The 26,970-nt window shown below is 62.0% G+C and carries 27 protein-coding genes; 3 read left to right on the forward strand and 24 right to left on the reverse strand.

From position 1 onward, the window contains the following. Positions 1 to 353 precede the first annotated feature (353 nt). A complete protein-coding gene (locus I8N66_RS13185; RefSeq protein ID WP_113536400.1) occupies positions 354 to 1,385 on the forward strand; it encodes a substrate-binding domain-containing protein in 1,032 nt (343 codons plus the stop codon). Positions 1,386 to 1,430: 45 nt separating this feature from the next. Here I8N66_RS13185 and folD read toward each other — a convergent pair whose 3' ends face one another. Both folD and I8N66_RS13195 read right to left on the reverse strand, forming a co-directional pair. Further along, positions 1,431 to 2,330: a bifunctional methylenetetrahydrofolate dehydrogenase/methenyltetrahydrofolate cyclohydrolase FolD gene (folD, locus tag I8N66_RS13190; protein ID WP_113536401.1), complete on the reverse strand. Its 900-nt coding sequence runs from the start codon at positions 2,328 to 2,330 to the stop codon at positions 1,431 to 1,433. Positions 2,331 to 2,544: 214 nt separating this feature from the next. Next, entirely contained in the window at positions 2,545 to 4,278 is a 1,734-nt protein-coding gene (locus I8N66_RS13195; protein ID WP_291154357.1) for a GumC family protein, read from the reverse strand. Between the two features lie 531 nt (positions 4,279 to 4,809). Between I8N66_RS13195 and I8N66_RS13200 the strand changes: the two genes are divergently transcribed. Beyond that, positions 4,810 to 6,075 (forward strand): lipopolysaccharide biosynthesis protein, encoded by a 1,266-nt coding sequence (locus I8N66_RS13200; protein WP_291154329.1) that lies wholly within the window; start codon positions 4,810 to 4,812, stop codon positions 6,073 to 6,075. A 13-nt stretch (positions 6,076 to 6,088) separates the two neighbouring features. Here the strand turns inward: I8N66_RS13200 and I8N66_RS13205 are convergent, their stop codons facing one another. The 3 genes from I8N66_RS13205 to I8N66_RS13215 are packed head-to-tail and all read right to left on the reverse strand — an operon-like array spanning position 6,089 to position 9,029. After that, entirely contained in the window at positions 6,089 to 6,967 is an 879-nt protein-coding gene (locus I8N66_RS13205) for a DUF6492 family protein (protein WP_113536753.1), read from the reverse strand. 11 nt (positions 6,968 to 6,978) lie between these two features. Then, positions 6,979 to 7,794 (reverse strand): WecB/TagA/CpsF family glycosyltransferase, encoded by an 816-nt coding sequence (locus tag I8N66_RS13210; protein WP_291154330.1) that lies wholly within the window; start codon positions 7,792 to 7,794, stop codon positions 6,979 to 6,981. Beyond that, positions 7,791 to 9,029, reverse strand: coding sequence for a glycosyltransferase family 4 protein (locus I8N66_RS13215; protein WP_162768679.1), 1,239 nt, complete (start codon positions 9,027 to 9,029; stop codon positions 7,791 to 7,793). The genes I8N66_RS13210 and I8N66_RS13215 overlap by 4 nt, the downstream gene beginning before the upstream one ends. A 155-nt stretch (positions 9,030 to 9,184) precedes the next feature. Here I8N66_RS13215 and I8N66_RS13220 point away from each other — a divergent pair, with 155 nt between their 5' ends. Further along, a complete protein-coding gene (locus tag I8N66_RS13220; protein WP_113536755.1) occupies positions 9,185 to 10,174 on the forward strand; it encodes a glycosyltransferase in 990 nt (329 codons plus the stop codon). Between the two features lie 109 nt (positions 10,175 to 10,283). Here I8N66_RS13220 and I8N66_RS13225 read toward each other — a convergent pair whose 3' ends face one another. The 19 genes from I8N66_RS13225 to I8N66_RS13315 form a co-directional block, all read right to left on the reverse strand. Further along, a complete protein-coding gene (locus tag I8N66_RS13225) occupies positions 10,284 to 10,850 on the reverse strand; it encodes a hypothetical protein (RefSeq protein WP_113536405.1) in 567 nt (188 codons plus the stop codon). Further along, positions 10,850 to 11,218: a hypothetical protein gene (locus I8N66_RS13230; protein WP_113536406.1), complete on the reverse strand. Its 369-nt coding sequence runs from the start codon at positions 11,216 to 11,218 to the stop codon at positions 10,850 to 10,852. Before I8N66_RS13230 ends, I8N66_RS13225 begins: the two co-directional genes overlap by 1 nt. A 14-nt stretch (positions 11,219 to 11,232) precedes the next feature. Further along, complete coding sequence (locus I8N66_RS13235) at positions 11,233 to 11,784, reverse strand: rod-binding protein (protein WP_113536407.1); 552 nt, start codon at positions 11,782 to 11,784, stop codon at positions 11,233 to 11,235. A 101-nt stretch (positions 11,785 to 11,885) separates the two neighbouring features. Then, a complete protein-coding gene (locus I8N66_RS13240) occupies positions 11,886 to 12,299 on the reverse strand; it encodes a hypothetical protein (protein WP_113536408.1) in 414 nt (137 codons plus the stop codon). A gap of 4 nt (positions 12,300 to 12,303) precedes the next feature. Then, on the reverse strand, positions 12,304 to 13,056 hold the full coding sequence (fliR, locus tag I8N66_RS13245) for a flagellar biosynthetic protein FliR (protein WP_113536409.1): 753 nt from the start codon (positions 13,054 to 13,056) through the stop codon (positions 12,304 to 12,306). Then, a complete protein-coding gene (gene flhA / locus I8N66_RS13250) occupies positions 13,053 to 15,140 on the reverse strand; it encodes a flagellar biosynthesis protein FlhA (RefSeq protein WP_291154333.1) in 2,088 nt (695 codons plus the stop codon). The genes fliR and flhA overlap by 4 nt, the downstream gene beginning before the upstream one ends. Positions 15,141 to 15,272: 132 nt before the next feature. Then, the gene (fliQ, locus tag I8N66_RS13255) at positions 15,273 to 15,539 is read right to left on the reverse strand and encodes a flagellar biosynthesis protein FliQ (protein ID WP_043624946.1); all 267 of its coding nucleotides are present in this window, start codon (positions 15,537 to 15,539) and stop codon (positions 15,273 to 15,275) included. A gap of 7 nt (positions 15,540 to 15,546) precedes the next feature. Further along, positions 15,547 to 15,957, reverse strand: coding sequence for a flagellar hook assembly protein FlgD (gene flgD / locus I8N66_RS13260; protein ID WP_113536411.1), 411 nt, complete (start codon positions 15,955 to 15,957; stop codon positions 15,547 to 15,549). Then, positions 15,948 to 16,397, reverse strand: a complete 450-nt coding sequence (gene flbT / locus I8N66_RS13265) for a flagellar biosynthesis repressor FlbT (RefSeq protein ID WP_034800746.1) — start codon at positions 16,395 to 16,397, stop codon at positions 15,948 to 15,950. The genes flgD and flbT overlap by 10 nt, the downstream gene beginning before the upstream one ends. Beyond that, positions 16,394 to 16,741 carry a flagellar biosynthesis regulator FlaF gene (flaF, locus tag I8N66_RS13270; protein WP_034800744.1) on the reverse strand — a complete coding sequence of 116 codons (348 nt, stop codon included), beginning with the start codon at positions 16,739 to 16,741 and terminating at the stop codon, positions 16,394 to 16,396. The genes flbT and flaF overlap by 4 nt, the downstream gene beginning before the upstream one ends. A gap of 34 nt (positions 16,742 to 16,775) precedes the next feature. Next, entirely contained in the window at positions 16,776 to 17,834 is a 1,059-nt protein-coding gene (locus I8N66_RS13275) for a flagellar hook-associated family protein (RefSeq protein ID WP_291154339.1), read from the reverse strand. A 2-nt stretch (positions 17,835 to 17,836) separates the two neighbouring features. After that, positions 17,837 to 19,285: a flagellar hook-associated protein FlgK gene (gene flgK / locus I8N66_RS13280; protein ID WP_113536414.1), complete on the reverse strand. Its 1,449-nt coding sequence runs from the start codon at positions 19,283 to 19,285 to the stop codon at positions 17,837 to 17,839. 23 nt (positions 19,286 to 19,308) lie between these two features. Continuing rightward, positions 19,309 to 20,541 carry a flagellar hook protein FlgE gene (locus I8N66_RS13285; RefSeq protein ID WP_113536415.1) on the reverse strand — a complete coding sequence of 411 codons (1,233 nt, stop codon included), beginning with the start codon at positions 20,539 to 20,541 and terminating at the stop codon, positions 19,309 to 19,311. 91 nt (positions 20,542 to 20,632) lie between these two features. After that, positions 20,633 to 21,304, reverse strand: coding sequence for a response regulator transcription factor (locus tag I8N66_RS13290; protein ID WP_113536416.1), 672 nt, complete (start codon positions 21,302 to 21,304; stop codon positions 20,633 to 20,635). Between the two features lie 270 nt (positions 21,305 to 21,574). After that, positions 21,575 to 22,120: a lytic transglycosylase domain-containing protein gene (locus tag I8N66_RS13295; protein ID WP_291154342.1), complete on the reverse strand. Its 546-nt coding sequence runs from the start codon at positions 22,118 to 22,120 to the stop codon at positions 21,575 to 21,577. Next, complete coding sequence (locus I8N66_RS13300) at positions 22,071 to 23,513, reverse strand: flagellar hook-length control protein FliK (protein ID WP_291154343.1); 1,443 nt, start codon at positions 23,511 to 23,513, stop codon at positions 22,071 to 22,073. Before I8N66_RS13300 ends, I8N66_RS13295 begins: the two co-directional genes overlap by 50 nt. Further along, on the reverse strand, positions 23,510 to 24,811 hold the full coding sequence (gene motC, locus I8N66_RS13305) for a chemotaxis protein MotC (protein ID WP_291154344.1): 1,302 nt from the start codon (positions 24,809 to 24,811) through the stop codon (positions 23,510 to 23,512). The genes I8N66_RS13300 and motC overlap by 4 nt, the downstream gene beginning before the upstream one ends. 5 nt (positions 24,812 to 24,816) lie before the next feature. Then, entirely contained in the window at positions 24,817 to 26,052 is a 1,236-nt protein-coding gene (locus I8N66_RS13310) for a MotB family protein (protein WP_291154346.1), read from the reverse strand. Further along, the gene (locus I8N66_RS13315) at positions 26,049 to 26,702 is read right to left on the reverse strand and encodes a hypothetical protein (protein ID WP_291154348.1); all 654 of its coding nucleotides are present in this window, start codon (positions 26,700 to 26,702) and stop codon (positions 26,049 to 26,051) included. Before I8N66_RS13315 ends, I8N66_RS13310 begins: the two co-directional genes overlap by 4 nt. Between the last annotated feature and the right edge of the window lie 268 nt (positions 26,703 to 26,970).

Consider the following 26,970-nt stretch of genomic DNA (forward strand, 5'->3'; position numbering starts at 1 on the left):
GCGCCGGCAGCACCTGCAATGAGGGCAAACGCCGCCACGCCCAACAGCAATGATCTCTTCACGTCCTTCTCCTCCCAAGATGAACCCGGATCCCGCCGGGCAGACGACAACGCGCAAAAATTCAAAGCGCTTTGAGTTCGCTAACAAACCATTGCGACACGCGAGGAGTCAAGAGCTTTCCCGTCACCGTCCCAACCGCGACAGTTTTGTGCTTTGCGGTAACATTTTGCACCGCGCAATGGTTGAATTCCGCTTTGTTGCTCGAAAAACGGATGCTACACAAACCCGAGGCGCTGGGACAAACACTTAAAAATCAAACGGGCACCCAAAGCGCTTTGGGAGGAATCTTGACCATGGCGGTCAATCTCAAGCAACTTGCGGAACTACTCGGCCTGTCACAGACGACGGTCAGCCGAGCGCTGAACGGCTATCCGGAAGTGAATGCCGAGACCCGCCAACGCGTGCTTCAGGCCGTACGCGATACCGGCTACAGGCCGAACCGTGCCGCCCAGCGGCTGGCCACCGGCAAGGCCTACTCCATCGGCATGGTGATGCCGATTGCGCCCGGCATCGATTCCGACGTGCATTTCGGCGAATTCCTGGCGGGCCTCGCGGAAGAGGCGGTCAAGCACGACTTCCATTTCGTGCTCAATCCGAGCGCGCCGGAGGACGAGGAAGTGACGTTCCGGCGGCTTGCGGCAAGCGGCAATGTCGATGCCTTGTTCCTTGCCTACATGCGCGCCAATGACCCACGCATCGCCATGCTGAAATCGCTGTCGATCCCCTTTCTCGTCCACGGGCGCTCGATCGGCGAAAGTCGGGACTATCCCTTCCTCGATATCGACAACACCGCTGCATTCTATGATGCGGCACGGCTGCTCATTCAACTCGGGCACCAGCGGATCGCGCTGATCAACGGCCCGGAATATCTGACATTTTCCATCCGTCGCCAGAAGGGAATGCTCCGGGCGCTCACCGAACACGGCCTTGCGCCCGACGAGGGCCTGGTCCAGCACTCGCTGATGACGGACGAGCACGGTTACCGCAGCATGCAGCGCTTCCTGCAGCATGCGCAGCCGCCGACGGCAGTGCTCTGCTCCAGTACGGTGCTGGCGCTCGGCGCAGTCCGGGCGATCAATCAGGCAGGATTGAAGATCGGCGAGGATATCTCGCTGATTGCGCATGACGACGTGTTGCCGATGCTGAAGCCCGAGAATTTCAGCGTGCCGCTGACGACGACGCGCTCGTCGCTTCGGGCAGCCGGCGCCCGGATCGCCACGCGACTGATCGGCGGCATCCTGAAACGCGGCGACTATCCGGAACAGGAACTCTGGCGCGCCGAACTGATCGTGCGCGCGTCGACCGGACCCGCCCCGCAAAAATAACGCGCCGCAATCGCGACGCGTCTCCTCAATCCAGGTGAACCGGAATCAGAAGCGGGGCGGCTTGCGGCCGGCCTTGCGATGAGCGGCAATCACGGTGTTGGCCATCAGCATGGCGATCGTCATCGGGCCAACACCACCCGGGACCGGGGTGATGACACCTGCGACATCGGCGGCCTCGGCGAAAGCGACGTCGCCAACCAGCTTGGACTTGCCCTCGCCCTTCTCCGGGGCCGGCACGCGGTTGATGCCGACGTCGATGACCGTCGCGCCGGGCTTCACCCAATCGGCCTTCACCATCTCCGGACGGCCGACGGCGGCCACGAGAATATCGGCATTGCGGCAGACGGCGGCCAGATCCTTGGTGCGCGAATGCGCCGTCGTCACCGTCGCGTTGGCAGCGAGCAGCAAAGCCGACATCGGTTTGCCGAAGAGGTTCGACCGGCCGATGACGACAGCGTTCAGTCCCGACAAATCCTCGCCGTGGGTCTGGCGCACGAAGACCATGGCGCCGGCCGGCGTGCAGGAGACGAGACCGCCTTCAAGATCGCCGGTCGCCAGCTTGCCAGCGTTGACGACGTGCAGGCCATCAACGTCCTTTTCCGGCAGGATCGACTGGATGATCGGCTCGGAGTTCAGATGCTTCGGCAACGGAAGCTGCACGAGGATGCCGTGAATGGAGGGATCCGCATTGAGCTTTGCGACCAGCGAAGCGAGCTCTTCCTGTGTGGTTGCCTCTGGCAGCGTGTGCTGGATCGACAGGAACCCGCACTCCTTGGCCATCTTGCTCTTGGAGGAAACATAGGCGTGGCTTGCCGGATCGTCGCCGACGATCACCACCGCGAGGCCCGCGCGAACACCGGCATCCGTCTCGAGTGCCTTCGTCGCGGCCTTCACAGCCTCGATCACCGAAGCGGCGACTTTTTTGCCATCAATCACAGTCGTCACGGCATGTTCCTCCTGGCTTCCTGTTCACGCGGCACACTCTAGTTCGCCCGGGAAAAGGCGATGGCCTCAAAGCGCCCTATGCTGTTCCAAACGCATAAATGCAAGAGGCGCCAGCAAGGTTGACGAAGTTTCGCTGCACCACGGGGGATTTCCTCTCACAGCTGAGAGGTGACGACGGCTTCGCTCAAAATCGTGAGAGAGCGATGGCGATAGCCTAGCCGTGCGCCAGCTTCTGACGCGAGTAATGCTCGACGCGGGACCTCAGCGCCCGAAGATCTTCCTGCACCTTGGCGATGTCGCTATCGTTTTCCGGTTCCGCACGGGGCAGAGGGTGCCGGAGCGACGAACCCGCCAACTCGCCGCGGCGGGCGGCGGCGTAAGCGGCCGTCAGCGATTGGGCATGATGCGCCGCCGGGCTGAACGGCGGCGGAAGGTCGGCCTTGGCCGGAGCAGAATCGGCTGGCGGCTGCTTGCGCAGCGGGGGTTTGGGGTCACCCTCGGGCTGCGGCGGTTCCGGATCCTGATCGCGCTGCGGCCCCGCACCAGGGCCGGCAAACAGCCCGCGCATGCTGCGGTAGACGCCGAGCAGGACGCCGAGGCCGAAGCCGGCGAAGAACCCGGCCATGGTAGCGGCAATCACGATGATCTTGCGGGAGGGCCCCTTTGCCTGCAGCGCTGGCTCGGCCTTGGAGATCACCCGGATGTTCTTGGCCGTCAGCTTTTCCTCTTCGCGCGTTTCGCCGGCGCGCTTCAGGAAGGATTCGTAGATTTGGCGGGTTGCCGCTGCCTTTCGCTGCAGTTCACGAAGCTCGACGAATTCGGCGGACGAATCGATCTGACGCGCCTTCTGCACAGCAAGCTGCTGCACGAGATCCTGCTCGGTCCGCTGGGCGCGATCGAGCTCCGTCCCGGCGGCGGCGGCAATGCGGCGCAGTTCGTTGCCGATCTCGGAGCGTGAGGCTTCCAGCGCCTGCTGGGCCGCGATCCTTTGCGGGTGGCGTGGTCCGAGGCTCGCGTCGAGCGCGCTCAGCTGCGCTCTGGTTGCGGCATATTGCTTGCGCAGTTCGGAGAGCGCCAGCGAACTGATTTCCTCCGGATAGGCACCCGTCAGGACATCGTTCAGCTGCACCTTGCCCGACGCTTCAGCCTTGGCTTTTGCCTCAGCGATGCGGTTGCGGGCCGCGGCCACCTGGTCGCTGAGGCTCAGAAGCTGCTTGTCGGCGATCAGTTCACCGCCGGCGCCGACGATGTCGTTGATCGCCTTGTAGTCCTCAACAGCCTTCTCGGCCGCATCGAGTTCGGCCTTCAACTCCTTGATCCGCGCATCGAGCGCCACCGTCGTCTTCTGGAAGAAACCGGATTGGGCTGCGGTTTCCTCACCGAGGAAGGTTTCGACCAGCCGGTTGACGATCAGTGCCGACTTCTCAGGGTTGCGCGTCTGCGCCTCGACCGTGACGATGAAGGTCTTCGGATCGCGCCAGACCTGGACCGCCTCGCCCAGCTTTTTCAGCACACGGGCGGATGCGTCGCCGCTGCCCTTGCCTGCGAACTCCGGATCCCTCTCGAGATCCAGTCTGGCAGCAACCTTCTCCATCACGGTGCGCGAACGCAGCACTTCGAGCTGGCTGTCGACGAGCGCGAGAATGCCTTCGGTCGCAAGCGACTGTTTCGACAGATCGGAATCCGTCAGCCGCACCTCGCGCGGATCGACATAGAGCTTGCTTTCGGCGACGTAGATGCTGGGTGTCGAAAGCGCGATGAGAACGCCGCCCACGGCGCCGAGCGCAGTCGTCGCGATGATGATCTTGCGGAGCTGCCAGACCGAGCGCAGGACGGTCTTGATATCGACGAGGGGACGATCGCTCGAATTCCCGGCGGCCGGCGTGGATGCTGCCTGGGTATCGTCCGATTGGCCGTCGGCCAACCAGCGCACCAGCCGGTCGCCCATGCCGCTCAAGGTGCGACGATGCCTGGCCGATCCTTTGGTTTCCTTTGCAGTTTTGCCGCCGATTTGCGGCTGCGCTACGGCGCGGGCACTGGAATGGCCAGCCGACCCTGCGGCCGCGGACGGGCGATTGAGCAAAGAAGAATTGGTTGCGGAAGCGCCGGCTGCGCGAGTTTTTTTTGCGCGCGCGGAACCGCGCGTGTCCTCGGCTACGAAATCGAGCAACGATGCACGCGGAACCGGGCGTTTCTCGTCGTCGATGTTGAACATGACTGATCCCGCGGCTGCCGAAACGGCGAATTCCGAATAGTGAAGCCAACCTAAGGAAACATGGAAAACAAATAGTTAACTTCCGTGCGCGCATGCATGCAAACGCACCGATCTCATGCCTTATTAAGCTTTCCCGTCTATGAGGTAAGGCAAGAGCAATTCCTGCGGAATGGGTAGCATGCCCTGCGCTTGGAACCGCGTGAAAACAAGGAGATAGAGCGCTTCCGTCGGCCTCGAAGGAAAACGCCTATCGGGATGCCGGCCGTGCCTCATCGCGTCAAAGCGCTTTATCTCCGCCACCAGGCGCTGATCCACGCCTACCTCTCCATGACCGGAGGTTCGGCAGGGCGGCTCGTGCTGTCGCTCGTCTATTTCATCGCCGTCGCAAACACGCTTGCCATCGCCGACTTCGGATTGTTCGCCACAGCATCGGCCGCCGGCATCATGATCTCGCGTGTGCTCGCCTTCGGCTTCATGTCGCCGCTCTATCGGGTCGCGACTGTGAAACCCCTGCTGGTCGGGACCTACAGTGCCGGCTTTCTGGTCGGCGCGGTGCTGTCGCTGCCGTTGATCGCCGTCATCTGCGCCGTCACCTTCATCGTGCTCTTTTCCCGGGACATGACGGCGAGCGCATTTTCTGCCTTCATGCTGGCTGAAATCATCTGCTGGCGCGGATTGGAAATCGCCGTCATCGTGCTCAACGGCCTAGGTCGTTTCGGGCGCGGAGCGCTGCTCGTGGTCATCGGCACAGCGATCCGTACCGGCGCGGCGCTGCTCTTTGCACTTCTATCCTTAAAGACGCTCGAGGCCTGGTCCTACTTCTACCTGGTTGCAAATGCACTTGGCCTCGTCGTCGCGCTCTTCTGGTTCTACCCCCGCGTCCGGCTGCGCTGGCAGCCCCGGCTCTACTACCGGCGCTGGGCGGATTCCGTATCCGTCGCCGGTGCCGAGGTGCTGTTCTACATCCAGTCGGAGTTCGACAAGATCGCGGTTCTTGCCATCGGCGGCCCGGCGGTCTCCGGCCTCTATGCCATCCTGATGCGGCTGGCGGACCTGACCGCGCTGCCGGTGCGATCGTTCAACACGCTGCTCGTCCAGCGCATCATGCGCACACCCGGGTCGATCGCGCGCTGGCGCACCAGATTGTCGATCGAGCTGCTGGTCGCACTAGCCTCGTTCGCAGCCATCGCCGCGATGGCTGCCTACCTCTGGATCTTCCCGAACGGCCTTGGACGCAACGTTTCGGCGGCCGCCCCGATCGTCGCGATGATCCTTCTCGTTCCCTCGTTCCGCAACCTGATCGAGTACCACTCCGAGCTGCTCTATGCGACGGGACGGACGGTGCGGCGCATGCTCAACCTTTTGATTGCCGGCGTGTTCAAGGTGGGGCTGCTGGTGCTGTTGCTGCGCACAACGACGGATGTCGCCGCATGGGCACCTTCGCTCAACGCGATCTTCTTCGCGCTCTACACTCTGTCTTTCGTGCTGACCTATACGGCCCTGAGAAAGCCCGCCGAACGCGTCATCTGACGATGGCCGGCCCTCAGGCGGCGAGTTCGACGATCGCCCGCCGGATGTCGTCGAGGTCGTGGCCGACGAAGGACTGCACGCCGATGCCGATCTGATGGGGCTCCATATCCCTCAGGAAGTCCCTGAGGCCGGAAAGATCCTGCCTGTAACTGTCTTCGAACCAGAGCACGTGGCAGAGCGCCGCCTCGGAAGGAACATGCCCCTCCCCGCCGAGAACCTCATCGACGAAACGGCCATAGATCGTGCATTCGGAGAAGGCGCGCGTGCGTGTGATTGCCCGCGCCCAATTCCGGCCGTGCTGCGCTTCGATGTGATCCAGCAGCTTCCGGCAGCTGTCCGTGCGCCAGGCGATCAGCGTGTTGATGTAGTCGTTGGCCGGCAGGCGATAGGGGCCGATGCCGAGAAGCCGGTCGGAATGGGCGAGCCATTCGAGGTGGTTGGAGCGCATCTGCGCGTCGATCGCGCCGTCCTTGCGGTAGAGCGTCAGCCGCTCTCCCTGCCACAGACTGGCAGGATCGAAGACGCGCAGGAAGACGACATCGGAGTCGACCGCGAACATTGCGGCCTCATCGATGTGCCGCGCGAGCGCCAGGCGCCGAAGCTGCTGTGCATGCCAGCCGCGGAGCGGCAGACCGAAGGGGCTGAGCCACACCTTTCTGCGACCGGCCGACAGCGGATCCGTAATCGGATGCAGCCACCAGGGAAGAAGGTCGCGCTCGCTGACGACCACGCGCCGCGATCCCTCCAGCTGACGGAAGAGCGCAACGTCGAAATCGGCGACCAGCAGATAGTGCTTCCAGTCGCCCTGAAGCTTGCGGTCCATGCTTTCGCACATGAGCCGGCAGCGTTCGAAATCGTTGGCATAGGATGCCGTGACAACTGCAGTGCGCATCGTCTGACCGTTCACGATGTTCCCGTCCGAAGGCTGGTGTCGGCGATCGCCTCGCGCGAACGTCCCGACAGTTTGTGCCAGAGCACATGGCACAGGAAAAGCGGGTTTCCGAGCACGTAGCGGCGCCACATGCGCCGTGGTTCCATCGCCAGGCGGAAGAACCACTCCAGCCGCAGCCGGCGCAGGAACTTCGGCGCCCGCGGAAACTCCTCGGCGACGAAGTCGAAGAGTGCGCCGACAGTGATGACGAGCCGGGCATCCTGGGGGCCGACATGGGCATCGACCCATTTCTCCTGGCCCGGACTGCCCATGGCAACCAAAAGGATATCGGCCTTCAGCGCGCGGACTTCAGCGAGAACCTCCCGGGATTGTTCCCGGTCGAAAAAACCATCCGAAACCGGCAGGAACTCGTGCCACGGCGCATGCTCGCGAAAATTCTCGGCGGCACGCGCGAGTACCTTGGGCCGCGCGCCGATCATCGCGATGCGCAGCGGCCTTTCAACATAGGTCAGCAGTGCCGGCACGAAGTCCGTGCCATTGAGATTGGCAGGAAACATGCGCCCATAAAAAAGATAGGAGGCAATATCGACGCCATGCCCATCCGGAAAGACGACCTGGCGCGCCAGCGCCGCACGGTATTCACCGTCGCGCATCATCAGGTTGGCATTGTTGGCATTGAGGAAGGCAAGGATCGTTTGCCCGCCTGGCCGCGAAAGCGCCTCGGCAGCAAAGGCGAAAGCCTTTGCCCAGCCGAGATCGACCACGGGCATTCCGAGGATCAGACGTCGCGACAGAGGGACGTTGTTTGCGGCAACGGCATTGCTCACGACCGTCCCCCTTCATGGATCGTCAAATCCGGCGGCGGTGACGGCCCCTCTGCCACGCTCGCCGGCGCAAGGCCCGCCAGCACGTTGCGCATCACCCGCATCAGCCGCACTTTCTGGGCGCGATGGAAGGCCGAGCCGTCTAGCCTTTGACGGTCGCCGGCGCGCACCTTTGCGACCTTTTCGACCAAAAGGCGTGCAAATTCCGCGGGGTCGTCGGCAGCGGAGCAATTGTCAGGAATGGCTTCGATGCCGCGCAACGACGCCTGTGTCGCCACGCAGGGCATGCCGAGCTCAAAGGTCTCGAGGCTCTTCAGCTGCACGCCGGTGCCGCCGCGGCTGATCAGCGGGATGATCGCACTTTGCGCAACGAAAGCGCGCGCGTCCGGTACCCGCCCGACGAAGCGGACACCGGGATGGGAGACCGTTGGCATCCCGTCCATCTGACCGGCGATCGCGATCGTCATGTCCTCCGGCAGATGTGGAACGACCTCTGTGAGGAACCAGTCGAGGCCCAGTCTGTTCGGCCGCCAGCTCCACGTGCCGATCAGCCCGAGATCGTGGCGGAGGTCCTGGTCATGGTCGCCGGTCGGGGCCACCGGCGCGTCCCAACCCGTGACCAGCGGCAGCACGAAGGCCCGCTCACTGACGGCGCGGCCGAAACCGAAACGATCCGCTTCGGCGAAGGTCCAGACGGCGACCGCATTCTGCGCCAGGTGCTGTTCGTAGTATTCGAGATATTGCGCTTCACGCCGGAAGAGGAAGCGCTCAAGGGTGCCATTTGCCCGCTCTGCACTTTCGAAGGCGGAATCTGCTTCGACATTGTGGGCAACATAGACCGACGGATAGGGCCTGAAGACCTGCGCGAAGGCGGCCGGCAATTGCACCGAGTTGAGCACCAGCCCATCGAACGGGGCAAGGCTGTCGAGGATCGACTGGATCCGGTTCGCTCTTGCCGTAAGCATCTTGCCGGATGAAACCGACGTGCGGTTGAGGAAAGCGGTCCCGAGCCAGCGCAGCTTCTGGAGCGTACCGACCTTGGCGTTGGTGACCTCGAGCTCGCCGAGCAGATGCATCTCGCAATCGAGCGCCGGCGTACGTCCGGGCTGGAGAAAACCTATCACGCTGACCCTGTGGCCGAGTGCGCGCAAGCCGTCGAGCACGGCCCGGTTGGCGATGTCGAAGCCGGACGCCGGATTGGCGACGGGAACGAGCGAGGAAACCAGGACAAGATGCATTTTGCCACACGTCATGAATGGAGCTGGCCCCCTCTTTAACAGCATGGGGTGAAAGAGCACTTAAAGCCCCCTTTCAAAATCTGCCGTCCGGGTTCAGCATCTGTTTAGGAAGATTTGTTGTATTGCGCGTCAATTTTGCTTGCACAGGTTTCGCCATGACGTCGACCGGCCAGGATATTTCCGTCTACTTCCGGACAGAACTGGAAGATGCCGGCGACATCGACCTCGTCGTCGTGCTGCCGACGTTCCGTCGGCCGGAGCATGTCGTCAAGACGCTGAAAACCATTGTTTCCCAAAGGCCTGACATCTCATTCGCCACGGTTGTCGTGGAGAATGACAACGAGGGACTGGCCGGCGCTCAGGCCGCCAAGGACTTCTTCCTGGGCCATCCATCGGAATCGATCGTCATCGTCGCGCATCAACGTGGCAACTGCCATGCCTACAATGCCGGCTGGTCGATGGCGCTCGAAACCTATCCGAACCTCAAGGCAATCGCGATCATCGACGACGACGAGGTCGCAGCCCCCGAATGGCTCGATTGCCTCATCACGGTACAGGAAACGACCGGTGCCGACATGGTCGGCGGGCCGCAGCTCCCGGTCTTCGAGGGCGACGGCGGGCAGAAATGGAAACGCCATCCGGTCTTTACGCCTCATTATGACACGACGGGACCCGTGCCTATCCTTTATTCCTCCGGCAATGTGCTCGTTAGCCGATCGGTGCTCGACGCGATGCCGCAGCCGTTCCTGGACCCGGCATTCAACTTCATCGGCGGCGGCGATGCGGATTTCTACAGCCGCAGCAAGGAACAGGGGTTCTGTTTTGCCTGGGCAGCGGATGCCTGGGTCGCCGAGACAGTGCCGGCACGCCGCACCAGCGCATCCTGGATCCGGGCGCGGAGCCTGCGCAACGGCGCGATCTCGACGATGCTGGAGCATCGACGCGACCCGAGCTTCGGTGGGCGGATGAGGACCTTCGCCAAATCGCTGGCGCTGCTCGGTGCGTCAATCCCGCGCGGCATCGAACTTTGGAGCAAGAGCGGGCTGGCAAGCGCCGGGCTCTACCACTTCTACGTGGCGATCGGCCGGTTGATGGCGGAGTTCGGCCTCGTCAACGAACAGTACCGCACGCCTGAGAAAAACTGACGGCAGCGGGCGTTCCGAAAAGCGCGTTTCCGCCCGGGATTGCGTGACGTCAAGTTGAGATGATCGAAAGCGGAAAACGAGCGGACAGGCGCTCGCTTTTTTTGTCCGGTCAGTGCGCGCTGCTTGCCTTGACGGCGCCTTCCGGCAATTTGTCGCTGGCGACATTGCCGTTCTTGTCGACGATCGGAACCGGCTTCTGGCGTGGCACGTTCTGGCTGTTGGCGACGCGCTTGACGTCATCCTTGGTGAGGTATTCCAGCTGCTCGACGAGCACCTCGGTAATCACCTCTCCGCCGAGCTTCTTGTTCAGGCCGTCCTTCACCGTGGACTTGAAGGTCGGCAGATCGAAGGTGCCGGTATCGGCAACATCGATGAACCTGGAGCCGACGAGCAGATCATAAAGCTCGTCGGTGACCATCTGGCGGAGCGGCGCACGAAGGTTGTTGATCCCCTCCTTGGTCGCGGAGAAGGAGAGCTTCGTGAGGAAATAGCCCTGAACGGAGCCTTCATTGATCACCGGAATAGTGATCATCTCACCGGGAACATATTGCTCCGATGCGCGCCGGGCAGCCTCGCCGTCCGGGACGACGGGCGCCGAAGCGCTTTGCATCGAGAAATAGACGGATCCGAGCGTAACCGCGCAAACCCAGACCCCGGTGAGAATGAGCTTCAGCATCAGAAATCGCTATAGCGGAACTGCGCTTCGGAATAGATGCCGTCCGCATCGGCATCCTGTGCGGCCGTCTTCAGGAGATCGACGACGGAGCGAACCGCTTCGAGATGCGCTTCGACCTTCTGCGAGTTGATCGCGAGCTTGTCGCGCAGATGGCGTGCGTGCGAGGAGAACGTCGTCGACGGCTCGCCCGGCAGCATGTCGCGATGCAACATCGTCAGTTCGTAGAGGCAACGGCTCTTGTGTGCGTTCGACGTCTTGATATCGAATTCCGGGTCGGTACCGATGCGGCTGTTCTCGTTGTCGAGGATCATTTCCAGTCGCCCGAGCACGTTCTGGATCCGGACGTCATTGGATGCCACAGCTTCCATCAATCAACTCCCAATTAAGCTTGCTTGTTCTTGTCGTCGTCAGTCGAAAAGCCGGTCAGCGTCTTGCGCTCGTATTCCTGCACGAGGCTTGCGGCGAGGTTCCGGCTGTTGCCGTCGAGCGAAGCCTGGACCCGGTCGGTCGCGCTGCCGCTCGCCAGCTGATCGGCAATGCCGATGCCGCCGCTCTTCGAAATCACGTCGCCGATCTGTTCGGCCATCATGCTCTTCCAGATATCGCCGGCGTTGCCCTTGCCGAACACGTTCTCGCTGTCGGTCGGCAACATCGACTTCACGAAGTTCTGCAGCACCATGGCCTCGAACTTGCGATAGGTTTCAGGGATCTTCTTATGTTCGACGCGGTTGTTGATATCGCCGAGCCCGGTCGACCCTTCGGACGAATTGAGGATGTTGACGGCGGCGGTGAAGCCGTTGCCGTTTTCCGCAAGGCTCGTCGCCTGGAAGGCGGCACGGTTGGCCTTCAGCCGCGCCTGCGCCTCCTGCACTTCGGTCGGGTCGGCGGCGCGCACGACATCCATCACCAGATCGCTGGGCGGAGAGATGGCCATGACGAATCCTCTCAAATCGAGCCTGCAGCGACCAAGGTCGGTGCATAAAGGCAATGTCGGACCGGCATCGCTCCGTTGTCGGAGCATCCCCGGATGACCTACTATCGCCCGTCAACCTTACGGGAAGCTGGCGCCTGCCCGGTAACGTGTTGATCGATCAGGTCGTAGATGGCGTTGTCGGCCTCTTCGCGGTCTTCGGACTGCCGGGCCTCCTTCATGTTTTCCTCGAGCCGGTCGGCCTTTGCCCGTTCCCTCAGCATGCGGGCTTCGTGCGTCTGCTGGATGCCGTGCAACATCTGATCCTTCTGCACCAAACGCCCCACCTGAGAGGAGTAGTGGCCGGAGAACATGCGGTGCATCGGATGGGCCGAGCCCATGGCATCGACGACGACATCGATCGTGTCGGCCAGAACCTCGCGCTGGCGCACCATCTCGACATAGTCGGCCTCCGCCATCTGCTCGAGATGGCGCTGGACGGCCACCAGGCGCTTCAGCTTCTGCGAACGCGTCTTCATCCCGCTATCCTCCCTGCATGACCGGCGCAAAACCGTCGCCGAACAGCCGCAGCATTGCTGCGATCCCGAGATAGAGCAGGAACATGCCGCCCATGATCAGATAGGGCTGCGAGATAAAGTAGATCGGGATCTGCGGCGCGAGCTTGTTCACCATGCCGATCGCCACGTTGAAAAGCAGGCCATAAATGATGAAGGGACTGGCGAGCCTCAGCATGATCATGAAGGTCTGCGTCAGCGAATCCGTGAGCGTGATCAGAACGCCCTGGGGGTCGAAGGCCGTGCCGATCGGCATGGCGCGATAGGACTGGACGATCGCCTCGAACATCACATGGTGGAAGTCGAGCATGAAGAGCACCATCAGTCCGGCAAAGCTGATCAGGCTCGTCAGCTGGTTTTCCGGCGTGTCTTCAAGAACATCAGACGAGGGCGGAGGGCTGAAGCCCATCAGCATCGTGATCGCCGAGCCGGCGAATTGCAGGCCCAGAACATAGTAGCGGGCAACAAGGCCCATGACGACGCCAACCAGGGTCTCGGCTGCGATCAGGTAGATATAGGTGTGCCCCTTGCCGGTCACCTGCGGATAGATATCGGTCCACATCACCGGCAGGATCGCCATGGATATCGCCACCGCGATGAACAGCCGGACCTGCATGGGAATGCGCGCCGTCGAAAACCCCGGCATGATCATGATACAGCCGCCGATCCGGCAAAAGGCCGCGAACAGCGCCAGCACCGTACCCTCCGGGTCGGTGATCATGAAACAGAGCCGATGATCTTGATCTCGAGGCCCTTGGCAAGCTCGACATGCGAGAGCACGGGCAATGTGGCAAAGAGACGCTCGATGATCATGCGAACATAAGAGCGGGATTCGGGCGAACTTACCAGCACGAAGGGCATGCCGCGATCGAGATGTTCACGGATAACTTTCGTCGCCTGTTCGCTGAATTCTTCGAGATGGCGTGGGTCGATGTCAAACTCGACGACTTCGCCCTTGGCGTCGCGCTTCAGCGCCTGGTGGAAAACCATATCCCACTTGTTGCCGAGCCGCAGCACACGCAGGACGCCGTTGTCGGCAAGGTCGCCGCACAGCTGCTGCGACATGCGCACGCGCACGTGCTCGACGATCTGCTCAGTCTTGCGCACATGCGGGGCGAGTTCGGCGACCGCTTCGAGGATCAGGTGCAGGTTGCGGATCGAGACGCGCTCGGCAAGCAGCAGCTTCAACACGGCCTGTAGGCCGGAATAGGACATGTGCGAGGTGCAGATCTCGTCTGCGAGCTTGCGGTATTCCGGATCGAGCCGTTCGATCAGCACCTTCACGTCCTTGTAGGAAAGCAGGTGCGGCAGGTTGTTGCGGATGACTTCGCTCAAATGCGTCAGCACCACCGAGACGTTGTCGATCGGGTGGAAGCCCTCGCGCTTCAGATCTTCCGTGAAGGTTTCGAGGATCGAGACGGCCGGCATGCCGAAGGCCGGTTCGCGAATCTCGTCTCCGGGCACGCTCGGCCGGCGGCCGCCGCCGGTGACAACGAGAACTTCGCCAACCCGCACGGTATTCGAGGCGATCGTCGTACCGTGGATGCGGATATGGTAGGCCTTGTCCGGAATGCTGATGTCGTCGGACACCTTGATTTCCGGAATGACGAGGCCGTACTGGCCGGCGAACTTGCGGCGCATCTTGCCGACGCGGAAGGCAAGCTCCTGGTGTGCGCCGAGCAGACGGGTCGAGACCTGCTTGCCGAGAAGAAGTTCGATTTCGGCGGTCTTCAGTACCGACTTGACCGAGTCCGCCTCGCCTTCCTTGGTCTGCTGGACCTTGGCCGCTTCCTCCGCACGGCGGGCAACGTTTGCCGCCTCGATCTGGCGCGGCACGAGCCAGCTCAGGAATGCCATGCCGCCGCCAAGAACGGCGAAAGGCAGGAACGGCAGGCCGGGTACAACCGACAGAAGGATGATCAGTGCCGAGGCGACCATGAGCGCCTTCGGATAGCCGCCGAGCTGGCCGACGACGGCCTGGTCGGTCGAACCCGAAGTACCGCCACGCGACACGAGCAGGCCTGCGGCCAGCGAAACGATCAGCGCCGGGATCTGCGAGACGAGACCGTCACCGACCGAAAGCTTGACGAAGACGTCGGCCGCTTCTCCGATCGGCATGCCGTGGCGGAGATAACCGATGATGATGCCGCCGAAGATGTTGATGGCAGTGATGATCAGGCCGGCGATCGCATCGCCGCGCACGAACTTCGAGGCACCGTCCATCGCGCCGTAGAAGGAGCTTTCCTCCTCCAGCTCGCGGCGGCGGCGCTGCGCTTCCTTCTCGTCGATCAGGCCGGCCGAAAGGTCGGCGTCGATCGACATCTGTTTGCCGGGGATCGCATCGAGGGTGAAGCGCGCGCCGACTTCGGCGATACGCGTCGCACCCTTGGTGATGACGATGAAGTTCACGGTGATCAGGATCAGGAAGACGATCAGACCAATGACGAAGTCGCCGGACATGACGAGGCTGGCAAAGCCCGAGATGACGCCGCCGGCAGCACCGTGACCCTCATGTCCATGCGAAAGGATGACGCGGGTGGTGGCGATGTTCAACGCCAGGCGCACCATGGTCGAGATCAGCAGGATGGTCGGAAACGAGGAGAATTCCAGCGGACGCTGGATCCACAGCGAGACCATCAGGATCAGCACCGAAAAGGCGATCGAGAACGCCAGTCCCATATCGATCAGGAACGGAGGAATGGGCAGGAAGAGGATCGACAGGATCGCCACGATCCCGAGCGCAAAGCCGACGTCCCGGCCCTTCGGTGCGACTTTCGGGATGATCAGCGCTGCTTGTTGTGCCATGTCTCTTCCGTCTCATCATGAGAACAAGGCAGCATTCACACGCGCTGCCCCACTATAGGAACGGAGATAGCGGCCCAAGCTTGCGCGAGGGTTTCACAGCGATCGCCCGGGTGCCCCAACGGCGAGAGCGGATCAGAAGCCGGATTGGATGCGCGAGAAGATGATGTCGGTGAAGATGGAAATCTGGGCGCCGATGAAGGGCGCGGACACCGCAACGGTAATCATGACCGCAAGGATCTTCGGGACGAAGGTGAGGGTCATTTCCTGCACCTGGGTCAGCGCCTGAATGAAGGCGATGACGACGCCGACAATCATGGCGGCGAGAACGGCGGGGCCCGAGGCCACGATCACGGTCCAGATCGCGGCCTGTACGATATCGAGGGCATCCGCCTCATTCATGACTGTGTCACTTCACCTTGACGCCCGGGCCGATAATGAGCTCCTTGCCACTATCGAGCACCGCAATGATTCCGTCAGAGTATAGTTTCACTTCCTTAACCACGCCAGTGGTCTTGCCGTCTTCGCTGGTGACAGTGCGTCCGATGACGGCGTCCGCTTCGCTGAGCGAGGTGCGCTGAAGAAGGCTCTCGAGGTTCTTGTTCGTCTTGATCGTCTGCTCCACCTGCGAAAAAGTGGCGAGCTGGGCGATCTGCTGCGTCGCGTCCATCGGCTGCGTCGGATCCTGATTCTTCATCTGGGCGACCAGGAGCTTCAGGAAGCTTTCGTAGTTGAGCGACGCCTTGCTGGCGTCATTGGACGAATCCTGACCCGAAACGATCGGGGTGTAGCTGTTGTTGTTGACGCCGCCTACCGCCACGGTGCGATCTCCTTGCGAATCTGCTCGACCGTAGCCGGCGTGATTTCCTGTGTGTTGAGGATGCGGTCTTCGATCGCATACAGGCCGCGGATCGCTTTCAGCGCCTCGAAGGCGCGGCCGTTGGTCACCAGGCCGTCGACGCGCTTCAGTTCGGCAAGGATCTCTTCGTTCTTGAAGCAGTTCAGCAGCATGACGATCGACTTGCGGAACATGGCGGTCGACTGTTCCGCACCTTCCGGATTGATGAGGATCATCTGCGCGATGAAGTAGAGCTGCTTCAGCGGCGTGGTCGCGTCTTCCGGCTGCAGCACGTGGTTTTCGAGCAGGAAGGTTACGTCGTTCAGGAATTCGACGGCAACCTTGCGATCCACGCGAAGCACCGCGCCGTTAACAAAGATCCGTTCGCCCGACTTCAGCGAAATACGCAGTGTGCTCTTCATTTCAGTCCATCCCTGATGATGGTGGTAATGTCAATTATGCCCTGGAAGTTGGAGGATTCGCGTTTGCGGATCTTCTCCGTTTCATTGAGTATCCAGATGGCGATCGAAATCAGATTGGCGCGCAGCTCTTCGTTGAGCTGGTTCTCCGGAGCGCGCAGATCCTCGATGAAACGGATCCACAGGCGTCGGGTGAAGTAGATGGCCTCGATGGCCTCTCTCGAGTACCCTTTCTGCTGTTTCGCTGCTTCCATGAGCGCGATCGAGCGATCGAGTACCTGCCGTTCTCGATTTTTGGAGTCGGCAACGCCGTCCTCCATGATCTCGGCATAGGAAAACTGGTACATTCAGACATCCTTCATGTTTGTCCGGTTCCCCATACTAGAGGAAATTGAGCAAGCTCATCTGCTGTAGTCGCGACGTTAGTGTATAGGAGGTTTCCAATTGCACCTTTAGCGTGTTGATCCGGGTCGATGTCTCGATGGGATCGACGCCTTCGATGTCGGCGACATGCGTGTTGACGAGCTTGAGCTGCGCATCGATGGAGGTGTTCGCCTTCTTGACGCGCGCTTCGGAGATACCGAGCGAGCTGCGCTCCGCGTTGAGCCCGGCTATCCCCTGTTCCACGTAGTCGAGGGCGGCGACGCCAATGGCCGAGCGCACCTCGTGCGTCACGTTCTTGTCCATCAGTTCAGCGGCAATCACGCTTGCCATCGCGAACATCCGGAAACCCTTGGTATTGGCGTTGGTCGAACTTTCGATGACTTCGCTGGCGCTGATCCGGCTCGTCATGTTCTGGTTCGAAGCGTCGGACCAGTTGGCATCCCAGTCCGACCCGGTGAACATCGGTTCGACCGTGTTCTTGATGAAGTCCTGCATCTGCGTGACCGAGAACTGGTCCATGCCGGTCAGCGGCGGAACCTGTGCGCCCATGAAGGTCGAAAGGGCGTTATCGAATGCAGTCTTGGCGGCAGACGACGGTGTCGTGTCGTAGTCAGCAACCGGCTTGGCATCGGTGTTGATGCCCGAAAACAGGAACTCGCCGTTGAAGGAGGTATTGGCGGCAGCCGTGAAGGTCTGCAGCGCGCCCATGATCTCGGTCTTCTGGATCTTCAACTGGCTGGCCGCATCGTTGCCCTTGTAGGTGACGAGCGTGTCGCGCACCTTTTCCGCGGCCTTCGCCATGGTCTCGAGCGCGCCCTGCGAACCGGAGAGGCGCTGGGTCACGACCGAGTTCGTGCTCTTCATCGAGTTCAGCCGGTCCAGCTCGCGCTGGAGGTTGAGCGAACGCGACGCCGTCGCACCAAGTGCCAGGCCGACGTCATAGTGGCGGCCGGTGGTCTGCTCCTGGGTCAGCTTCAGCAGTTCGGACTGGTTCTGCTGGATCGTCAGGCGCATTGCGCTCTGGATCGCCAGATTAGAAACGTAGGACGTCTTCATGATTACCTCACGGCTTCCATAAGGGCTGCCATCATGGCATCCACGGTACTGACCAGCTTGGCCGATGCTTTGTAGGATTGTTCGAGATCGAGCAGCAGCGACAGTTCCTCGTCGATGCTGACGCCCGTCTGCTTGCTGAGCGCTTCCTGGGTGCGGGCGAGCATTGCCTGCTTGTTGTCGTCAGCGGTCGAGGCCGTCTTGCGCGTCTGTTCCAGCCAGCCGACCGAACCGGTCGAGAAATTCAGCAAGCTGCTGTTGCTGTCGAGGCCCGTCGACGGGTCGAACGACATGTTCTCGCCCATCTTGTTGATGAAGCCGTCGAGCAGCGCGGTATAGCCGGGGCTGGGATCTGCGGCGCCACCCGGGTTGGAGACCACGCCATTGAAACCGCCGTCACGCAGCAGCAGCGGGTTCGCCTTTGCCATGGCGTTGACGGTAATCTTCGACGCCAGGCCGGGCACGACCGTACCCGTTGGCGGGACACCGGCGCTTCCCCAGGTGAACAGGCCGGGCTGATAGGGAATTGCCGGCGGGTTGCCTTCCTTGAAGAGCTCGACCAGGCCGCGTGCGATCTCGTCGAGCTGCGACTGGAACTTCGGCGCAATGTCGTCGCGCAGCTGCACCAGGCTTGCGAGCTTGCCCTTGGCGGTCGTGTCCGCACCGGTTCCGGCGGCGATCGGCACGCCATCGACGAAGATCTTGTTGCCGGTAACGGTCGCGTCGAACGTCGTCGTCGGGGCAAACGTCACCTGACGCGGAATGTTCTCGAAAAGCACCGTGCCGTCGGTGGTGAAGATCACCGTATCGCTGTTGCCGCGCGTGACGGTGGAGATGCCGATGATCTCCGAAACCTGCTTCAGGATCTTGTCGCGCTGGTCGAGCGCGTCGCTGGCGTCGCCGCCCTGGGCCGTCGCCGACTTGACGGCGTTGTTGGCCTTTTCGAAGTCGGCCAGCAGGCTGTTCAGCTTGTCGACCTCTATTGCGATTTCCTTGTCGGCATCCTTGCGCAGATCCTGCACCGTGGCGGAGGTCTTGTTCAGCGAGTCTGCGAGATCCTGCGCATCGGAAACCGCCGTCGCGGCGATCGTCTTGTTCCCGGGCGTTGCAGCCAGGGTCTGCAGGCTGTTGCGGAAATCGGACAGCAGCTTCGACGGCGCGGTCTCATAATTGTTGCCGCCGAGCGCCGACTTCAGCAGTTCCAGCCCGTCGCGAAGCCGGGCCTGGCCCGATGCTTCGCCGATGCTGGCGATGCTCTGCTTGAGCAGCGCCTCGTTTTGAGCCCGGTAAATGGATACGACCTGCGCACCGTTCGGAGTGCTGCCTAGGAGCGCGAGACGACGCGAATAATCCGCATTGCCCGCATTCGCGATGTTCTTCGACACGGTCGCGGTCTGCTGCGCCGTGTTGCTGAAGGCCTGCTGTGCGATGGATATTGCGGAGGACAGCGACATGACGCGGACCGTATCTCTTTCAATTACCGTTTCAGGTTGACGAGGACGTCAAGCAGGTCCGAGGCAGTCTGGAACACCTTGGAGTTTGCCGTATAGTTGCGCTGTGCCTCGATCATCGAGGTCAGTTCGTTGGCGATGTCGACGTTGGAGTTCTCAAGCGCCTTGGACTGGATGTTGCCGAAGGCGCCGGAGCCCGCGAAGCCGGTGACGATGACGCCGGAATCCGTACCCTGCGAGTAGACGTTGCCCGACTCCGGCAGAAGCTTGTCCGGGCTCTGGACAGTCGCCAGTGCAATGCGGAACTTCGGAATGAGGTTGCCGTCGCCGTACTTGACGTAGACGATGCCTTCCTTGTCGATCTCGAAGCCCGACATCTTGCTCGGCTTGCTGCCGTCGATGCCGCCGCCGCTGCTGGTGAAATCGCCGCCGAGCTGGGTCGTCTTCGCCGTGTCAATCGTCAGCGCACCGAGGTTGGCGCCCGTGCCGGGTAGACCTGTGATAGCCGATGTCGTCAAAGTCGCTGGCGTTGCGCCGATGCGCTTGCCGGCCGCATCGAAAGTCATCGTCTGCGTGCCGAGTACACCGGTCGCCGGAGGACCGGCGGCGTAGGTGTCGCGGTCGCGGACTTCGAGAGACCAGGCGTTCGGGCCCGTCTTCTCGTAGACGAAATCGAGGATGCGGGTGTTGCCCTGACTGTCATAGACGACGAGCGACGTTTTCGATTCGTCGCCGACCGCAGCACCCGACGGAAGGTTCGCTTCCATCGCGCCCTTGGTCGAACCCGAGGCGACAAGGCCCTCGTCCTTGAGCTTGACTTCCGTCAGGCCGTCGAAGCCGTTGACGACGACCGTCGGGTCGGCGCCGGCCTTGTATTCGTAGCCCATCAGCTTGTAGCCGGCGGTGTTGACGAGGTTGCCGTCCTTGTCCGGGACGAAGGAGCCGGCGCGCGTCAGAAAATTCTGGCCGCCATTGCCCTGGACGATGAAGAAGCCGCCGCCGTTGATGGCAAGGTCGCTGGCCGAGGTCGTATAGCTCGTGCCACCCTGCTGCGAGATGCTGTAGCGTACCTGGGTCTCGACACCGCCGGAATTGTAGTTGCCGCCGCCCGAAGGCAGGATCATCGACGAGAACTCGGTGGAGGCACGCTTGTAACCCGTCGTGTTCGCATTCGCGATGTTTTCAGCGACGGTGCCCAGACGGTTGGACTGGGCGTTCATACCGGAGACGCCCGTTCTCATGCTGCCATAGAGACTCATATCGGATCCTCATTTCCTTGTTGTGGCGACACTAGGAAGCGGGCCTTGCGTGAACCTGTCTTGGTTCGGCGCCCGCTCATCTGCGTGGCGCTCAATTCCAGTCGATGCAGTAGCCAAGGAAACGCTTGGAATCGATCGGGTCGAAGCCGAGCTTCTTGCGCAGTTTCTTGCGCAGCTTGCTGATGTGGCTCTCGACGACGTTTTCTTCGACGTCCTCGTCGAAGATCCCGTAGATCGCGTTGAAGATCTGCGACTTGGATACGCGGCGGCCGCGGTTTGCGACCAAATATTCCAGAATGCGCCGTTCGCGGCGCGGCAAGGCGAAGACTTCGCCATTGATCTCCGGATCACGGCCATCTGCGAAAACGCGGATCGGTCCGATGTCGGTGAAGTTGGTGATTGCCTTCAGGCGCCGGCGGATCGCAGCGACGCGGGCGAGAATTTCGCGCGGGTGAACCGGCTTGCGCACGACGTCATCGACACCGCAATCAAAGAGCGCAAGCGTGTTTTCCAGAGAGGGGGTGTCGCTGACGGCAATGACCGGAGCCATGGACCGATCGCGGATGGCGCGCGGCAGCGTGAAAGTGGCGTCGCCCTGACCGATCAGGAAAGCCTCGACGGCATCGATATCCGAATCGGCCGCCGCATTTACCCACTCGCCGAACTCCCTGGGGTCGAAACCCGTCGAGGGAATTCCTTCACGCCCGAAGAGCGACGTATAGCCGTCCTTAACGAGCTCTCTTTCATCAACCACTACGATCATTCGTCCGCCTCCGAATCAGTATGGCACCGCACTGATCGAGAGGTACGAATCGAGGGATTCATGAACAACTAGAGGAAGTTACTGGGTGGAATTAATAATTGATTAACCATGTTTCGCCGATTTGATCTATATCTAGTGGCACATCGTTAACGGCGGCACTAAAATAATGTGGAAAAGTTAACGGACCACGACAAATCCGCTTGCCGTCACATTGTCCGCGCATTGTCGCCACAATGCGGCATCGCCATCAAAAATACACTTATTGGTTGTTCACTGGCAGAACTGCGTGGCGTTCGGTGTCCACTTGCCGTAGCCCGTCGCGACAAGATTCGCGATCACCCGACAGACATATTTCTTCTGTGCCGGGTCGTTGTTCGGACCCGCGTGGTAGCGGGCAACGGCCATGGTCCAAGTTTCATGCTTGGCGTGCAGATTGGCCAGGAAGCGCGCGGCATATTCGACATTCTTGCGCGGGTCAAGCATCTCCTGCGGCGAGCTGAAATGCTCGCCATGGAAGTAATAGTTGATCTGCATGCAGCCAAGATCAATGAGCTTGGCCCCCTGCGCACGAGCGTTGCCGAACTGCGTGAGAACGTCCTGTTCGCTGCTGCCGAAATAGGCCTTGCCTTCGATGTTCATCGCATAGGGCTGAAGAGAACCCTTGCGGCCGGTTTCGGTCAGCCCGACGGAATAGAGTATCCCGGCAGGGATGTTGTATTTCGCCGCCGCGCTCATGATCTCGCGTTCACAGACGCCGGCGAAGGCACTACATGTAGACGTGACCAGTGCGAGAGCGCTCAGTGCCGGCAGCCGCATCGTCCGTCCCGCCATTGCCAACCCACCTTTCCGCCATCGAAGCCTGGCCGTCTTCCTGTCGCTGCTGGCGTCCCTGGCCATTTCCGTCGGCGCGCTCGCGTCCCTGCTGCCCGGCCTGGGCCTGAGCCTGGGTCTGCGAGCCACCACTCTGTGACGTGTCGCCGCCCGAATTGAAGACGATGTTGACCTGGTCGACTGCAAAGCCCTGGGCACGCAGAGCCTTCACCATTTCGCTCTGGTCGTCGCGCAACTGCCGGAACGCCTCGCCGGTTTCCACCTTCAGTTCGACCTGCAGTTCGTCGTCCTTCAGCCTCAGCGTGGCGGTGACGAGACCGAGTTCGATCGGATGGAGCTGGATCTTCAGCGTGTTCAGCGTCTTGCCCGCCTGGGTCCAGGCGCCGGGTTGGCTGAGGGCCGCGCTCGGCTGCAACGGGCTGGCGCTGACCTCGCCGGCGATCGCATCGGCCACCGCGCTCGTGTTCGGATTCATCGAGATGCCCAGATAGCGCCGAGCCTCGAGCACCGTGACATTCTCGACCTTGGCGGCCTGTGAGCGGGTGCCGTCGAACGCCGCCTCTCCATCATTGGAGAGGCTCATGGTCACAGCCTGCCCCTTGCCGTCGGCCCGGGCGAAGCGGAAGAGCCGATCCGGATCACCCTCGCCTGCCGCAGCTTCCGCCTTCGCGCCGTGCTCACCGGTACCAGCGACATGCGTGCCAGCACCCTCGCCCTGACCAGCCGCCGGCTGGCGGCCGGCCTTGGTCGCGTCGCCGAGCGCCTGTCCGACTGCCTGACCGCCACCGAGCAGCGTCAACAGGTCATCCATATCCGTCTTCGATGCCGACGAGCGTTCGCCGCCCTCACCATTGGCGACATCGGCATCGGCGGTCGGCTCGCCGTTTGCCTGCGCCTTTGCCAATCGCTCCGCAAGTGCAGCGATACGCTCTGCCAATTCGTCCGGGACGGTCGCGACGCCCGCGCCTGCCAGATCAGCGCTCGCCTTGGCTTGATCAACCTTGCCCGCTGCGCGTCGCGCACTGATATCCCGCTCAGTGGTCGGAAAGCGATCATGGAGCGCATGTTCGCCAAGCGCCTGATCGTCGCGGCTGATGGCAATGCTGCGTGCGGTTGCGCCGTGTCTGCCGGTGGTCTTGGCAATGTTGTCCTTGTCGATCAAGGCTCCAGACTCCGCGTCATCACCGGTACCGGCATCACCGAGGCCTTTGCCAGTCCCCGCCTGATCACTCGCCTTCTGCCGGCCAGCATTCGCCACGGCGTCCTCGAAGGCACCGCCCTGGAGGTCACCTGCTTGGTCCTTGCCGCCGGCACGCCCATTGCCCTTACCGGCAGGGGCCGGGGGCAGGCCACGCAGGCTATCATCAAGAGCCCTCATTTCCCTTCTCCCTTCAGGAGAGCGTCGATCTCTTCGATCTTCGACCTCCCCTTCGCCACGAACCCGTCGTGTTCGGGATCGCCAGCCTCGCCCGCCGTGGCTTCCGTCGCGTCGGCCGCTGCAACCACCGGAGTCTGTGCGTTGCCGAAGGGGCTCATGCCGCTGCCGGTTTCCTCTCCTTCGGCCGCCGCATCGTGCGCAACCGGTCTATCGGGTTTAGACGCAAACGCTTGCGTGAGGCTTTCATCGCTCGGCGGCCTGACAACCGCATCGGCGACGGCCCTGGCGGCATCGCGCAGGGCGCGGTCGCGGGGCGAAAGCTCCGCATCCGGTATCGCTGCGATGCTTGCCGTGGCGGCAAACACATCGCTGGAAGGAACGGACGCCAGACCTGCATAGAAGCCGGCGAGCACTTTCGGTTGCGCCGCTCCGTCAGCGCCGAGCGCTTCGGCCCGTTCCGAGGCAAGCTTCGCGAGAACCTGCTTGCCGGCAATTGCGGCGCGCCGCGCGACACGCAGGTAGACCTCGCGCTGGCGCGGTGCGTCCATGAAATCGAGGATCTCAGAAATCCGCCCTTGGGCTTCTCCGCCGAAATGCGCGACGGCTAGCTCAACGAAAACGTCGGCAAACTGGCTGGCATAGGGCGACGTCAGATAGCGGCGCGCATAGGTCAGCGCATAGTGAAAGCCCTTGTCCGGCGCATTGGCCTGCACTGCCAGAAACACCGAGCGACGCAAGGCCGCCTCTTCGATGATCGTGCCGGGAGCCGTCAAACGCGCCCAGTCGTAGTACTTCATCGCCGCAACAGGATCCTGCTGCGAAGTCGCGTTGCCGAGAATGAGATAGAGATACGGACCGATGCGGGCGCTTCGATATTCCGGCGCAGCCTTGGACAGGTTTTCGACGATCAGGCCGCCCTTGCCGTTCAGATACTGCCGCAGCGCATCGGTGACGCGGGAATCGAAGTTGCCGGCGACGTCATGGTCCGAAAGATATTTCAGCGTCTCAGGATTACCGCCGCTCATCGCATAGACCAGCGCGGCATCGACGTTGCGCGGGTCGCGGAACACCGAGGGATCCGCCGCGCGCAGCCGCTTGTCGATCGCGCCCAGCATGAAACGCTGCATCTCGATCGCCGAATGATCGCCGAGCACGACGGAGTCCTGCACATATTGCAGCGACCGGATCATCTTGAAGGGTGCGAGTTCCTCGATATCGTTTGCCCTGGCATTCCCGATTGCAAACGGGGTCGCCAGCACACAGCAGGTCATCAGGATCGATCGCAGGCGTCTCAGCATCGTGTTTAACCCGGAGCCGATTGCAGCAGGATCTCGATTCGCCGGTTGCCCGGAGCGTAGGGATCACCGGGGATCTGCAACCGCCGATCGGCAAAGCCGCTGATCTGGCTGACGCGGTCTTCTTTCAGACCGCCGCGAACGAGCATGTAATAGGCACTCTGGGCGCGCGCGGCCGAGAGCCGCCAGTTGTCGTAGGTGCCATCCTTGAACGGGCGACCGTCGGTGTGGCCGCGGATCGCGACTGCACCCGGGCGTTCGGCGAGCAGATGGCCGATCTTTTCCATCGCCAGCACCAGCTCTTTCTGCGGCACGGCTGAGCCGATGCCGAACATCTGCGCGTCCGTGCGCTCGCTGATCGTCACCATGAGGCCGCCCTCGGCCGGAGTTACGACGAGGCCTTCCGCCAGTTGGCCGGCTTCACCGGCAAGCTGCTTCTTGAGCTCCGCCTGGAGTTCTTCGGCCTGCTTTTCTGCGTTCGCCTCAGCCGTCTCGGTCTTCGGCTTGTCGCCGGCGTCGCTCTCGGCCGTCTTATCCGTGCCGTTCTCGGCCTTCGCCTGCTCCGCCTGTTTTTGATCCTCGGACTTCTCGACCGCGGGAGCACCGCCTGCCTGCATCGCCGATGCAGCGGCGAGCGCCACGTCGCTCTTGGTCGTGTTGCCCGCGTCCTGCACTTCGACCTGCTTGGTCCAGAAGTCCGGGTCGAACGGATCGTGATAGGCTTCGCCGCCGTCGGCGCCGGTTGCCGGCCCGGATTGTGCCGCTCCGCCCTCACCCTTGACGCTGATGTTGGCCTGCTGGCCGACTTCGCGAGCGATTTCGGAGAGCACCGAATAGGGGTTTTCGAAGAAGTCTGCGTCGGAGTACTTGGTCTCTTCGCCCGAAGTCGCCGTCAGCTGGTCGCCGGTCTTGGCCGATCCGCCGGACTTGTCCTGCTCGCCATCAACCTTGGAACGCTGCTGCGTCTCCTCACCCTGCGCGTCCTTCGCCGGATCCTTCAAGCCGCGCTCGGCAGGCTTCTGGTCGGTCAGCTGCACCGGGTTGAAATAGGAGGCGATCGCTGCCTTCGTTTCCTCGTTGGCCGCGTTGATCAGCCACATGACGAGGAAGAAGGCCATCATTGCCGTCATGAAGTCGGCATAGGCGATCTTCCACGAGCCGCCGTGATGCCCGTCATGGCCGCCACTGTGGCGCTTGACGATGATGATTTCATGCTTGCCGTTGTGATGGTTTTCGTCGCTCATGCGAGAACTTTCCGGACAGTATCGGCCCAGGCGGCCATGCGCGTCACCAGGATCGTACCGTCCATTTCGACAGCGAGATCGATGTCGTCGGTTTCGATGTGGCGGAACAACGGCATGTCCTCCCCGAGCTGGCGCTTCAGCGCCTCGAAGAGTTGGGTCGGGCCTTTGACGACAAGGGTGCAACCCTCGCCGGCCACCAGGCCCTGCTTGATCATCTGCGCCATGTCGGCGACGGCGCGCTGCAGGAGGGCATCCTCCATGACGGGTGCAAGAACGCGAGCGGTCTGATCGCCAAGTGCTGTGACCAGGCTGTCGGCCAGGTCGGCAAAACGCTCGGCCAGGCGGGCGGCGGTTTCCGCTTCAAGGCGCTGGGTCAATGCCGCGAGCTCGGCCGCGTGGGCTGCCTGCAGGTCGGCGATCTGGCGTTCATGTTCGAAGACGAGTTCGGCCGTCGCCTCGGCACGGCCTTCTGCAAAGGCCCTTCGGCGCTCCGTGTCGATGTCGATCTCCGGCATGGCTGGCCTCGCGCCGAGGCGGTCGCCATCGGCATAGTCGCTGTCCAGGTCAGGGAAATACTTTTGAGGCATCAGCGACAGCTCGACTTTCGGCGCGCTGAAATCCTTGAGGTAGCGGGAGAGCATCGCACTCATGACCGGTCACTCGTGGCAGCGCAGCGATGCGGCAAGCCCCGGCTGATCGCGAGACGGCACCCTCTGGCGCGAACTTCCATTGCTCCTGGCACTGCTGACATGTCTCCCACGGGTCCGGCCGCGGATGCGGAGAACCCAACATTCTTGACGTACATCGGCGAGATCCGGAGACATTCGTTCCCGGGGCGATCCGATGCAGGCGGCGGCCAAGATTCATTTTGGCCGGCAGTCATCCGACAGGACTGCGAGAGAAGGCTATTCGGTCAAA

Source organism: Ensifer sp. SSB1, from assembly GCF_016652895.1.
Lineage (GTDB): Bacteria > Pseudomonadota > Alphaproteobacteria > Rhizobiales > Rhizobiaceae > Ensifer.

Excerpts from the sequence above, each read along its gene's own strand:
- I8N66_RS13185 (WP_113536400.1), top strand. The coding sequence starts at position 354 with ATGGCGGTCAATCTCAAGCAACTTGCGGAACTACTCGGCCTGTCACAG.
- I8N66_RS13195 (WP_291154357.1), bottom strand. The coding sequence starts at position 4,278 with ATGGGCGACCGGCTGGTGCGCTGGTTGGCCGACGGCCAATCGGACGAT.
- I8N66_RS13205 (WP_113536753.1), bottom strand. The coding sequence starts at position 6,967 with ATGCGCACTGCAGTTGTCACGGCATCCTATGCCAACGATTTCGAACGC.
- I8N66_RS13215 (WP_162768679.1), bottom strand. The coding sequence starts at position 9,029 with ATGCATCTTGTCCTGGTTTCCTCGCTCGTTCCCGTCGCCAATCCGGCG.
- I8N66_RS13220 (WP_113536755.1), top strand. The coding sequence starts at position 9,185 with ATGACGTCGACCGGCCAGGATATTTCCGTCTACTTCCGGACAGAACTG.
- I8N66_RS13225 (WP_113536405.1), bottom strand. The coding sequence starts at position 10,850 with ATGCTGAAGCTCATTCTCACCGGGGTCTGGGTTTGCGCGGTTACGCTC.
- I8N66_RS13230 (WP_113536406.1), bottom strand. The coding sequence starts at position 11,218 with ATGGAAGCTGTGGCATCCAATGACGTCCGGATCCAGAACGTGCTCGGG.
- I8N66_RS13235 (WP_113536407.1), bottom strand. The coding sequence starts at position 11,784 with ATGGCCATCTCTCCGCCCAGCGATCTGGTGATGGATGTCGTGCGCGCC.
- I8N66_RS13240 (WP_113536408.1), bottom strand. The coding sequence starts at position 12,299 with ATGAAGACGCGTTCGCAGAAGCTGAAGCGCCTGGTGGCCGTCCAGCGC.
- fliR (WP_113536409.1), bottom strand. The coding sequence starts at position 13,056 with ATGATCACCGACCCGGAGGGTACGGTGCTGGCGCTGTTCGCGGCCTTT.
- flhA (WP_291154333.1), bottom strand. The coding sequence starts at position 15,140 with ATGGCACAACAAGCAGCGCTGATCATCCCGAAAGTCGCACCGAAGGGC.
- fliQ (WP_043624946.1), bottom strand. The coding sequence starts at position 15,539 with ATGAATGAGGCGGATGCCCTCGATATCGTACAGGCCGCGATCTGGACC.
- flbT (WP_034800746.1), bottom strand. The coding sequence starts at position 16,397 with ATGAAGAGCACACTGCGTATTTCGCTGAAGTCGGGCGAACGGATCTTT.
- flaF (WP_034800744.1), bottom strand. The coding sequence starts at position 16,741 with ATGTACCAGTTTTCCTATGCCGAGATCATGGAGGACGGCGTTGCCGAC.
- I8N66_RS13275 (WP_291154339.1), bottom strand. The coding sequence starts at position 17,834 with ATGAAGACGTCCTACGTTTCTAATCTGGCGATCCAGAGCGCAATGCGC.
- flgK (WP_113536414.1), bottom strand. The coding sequence starts at position 19,285 with ATGTCGCTGTCCTCCGCAATATCCATCGCACAGCAGGCCTTCAGCAAC.
- I8N66_RS13285 (WP_113536415.1), bottom strand. The coding sequence starts at position 20,541 with ATGAGTCTCTATGGCAGCATGAGAACGGGCGTCTCCGGTATGAACGCC.
- I8N66_RS13290 (WP_113536416.1), bottom strand. The coding sequence starts at position 21,304 with ATGATCGTAGTGGTTGATGAAAGAGAGCTCGTTAAGGACGGCTATACG.
- I8N66_RS13295 (WP_291154342.1), bottom strand. The coding sequence starts at position 22,120 with ATGCGGCTGCCGGCACTGAGCGCTCTCGCACTGGTCACGTCTACATGT.
- I8N66_RS13300 (WP_291154343.1), bottom strand. The coding sequence starts at position 23,513 with ATGAGGGCTCTTGATGATAGCCTGCGTGGCCTGCCCCCGGCCCCTGCC.
- motC (WP_291154344.1), bottom strand. The coding sequence starts at position 24,811 with ATGCTGAGACGCCTGCGATCGATCCTGATGACCTGCTGTGTGCTGGCG.
- I8N66_RS13310 (WP_291154346.1), bottom strand. The coding sequence starts at position 26,052 with ATGAGCGACGAAAACCATCACAACGGCAAGCATGAAATCATCATCGTC.
- I8N66_RS13315 (WP_291154348.1), bottom strand. The coding sequence starts at position 26,702 with ATGAGTGCGATGCTCTCCCGCTACCTCAAGGATTTCAGCGCGCCGAAA.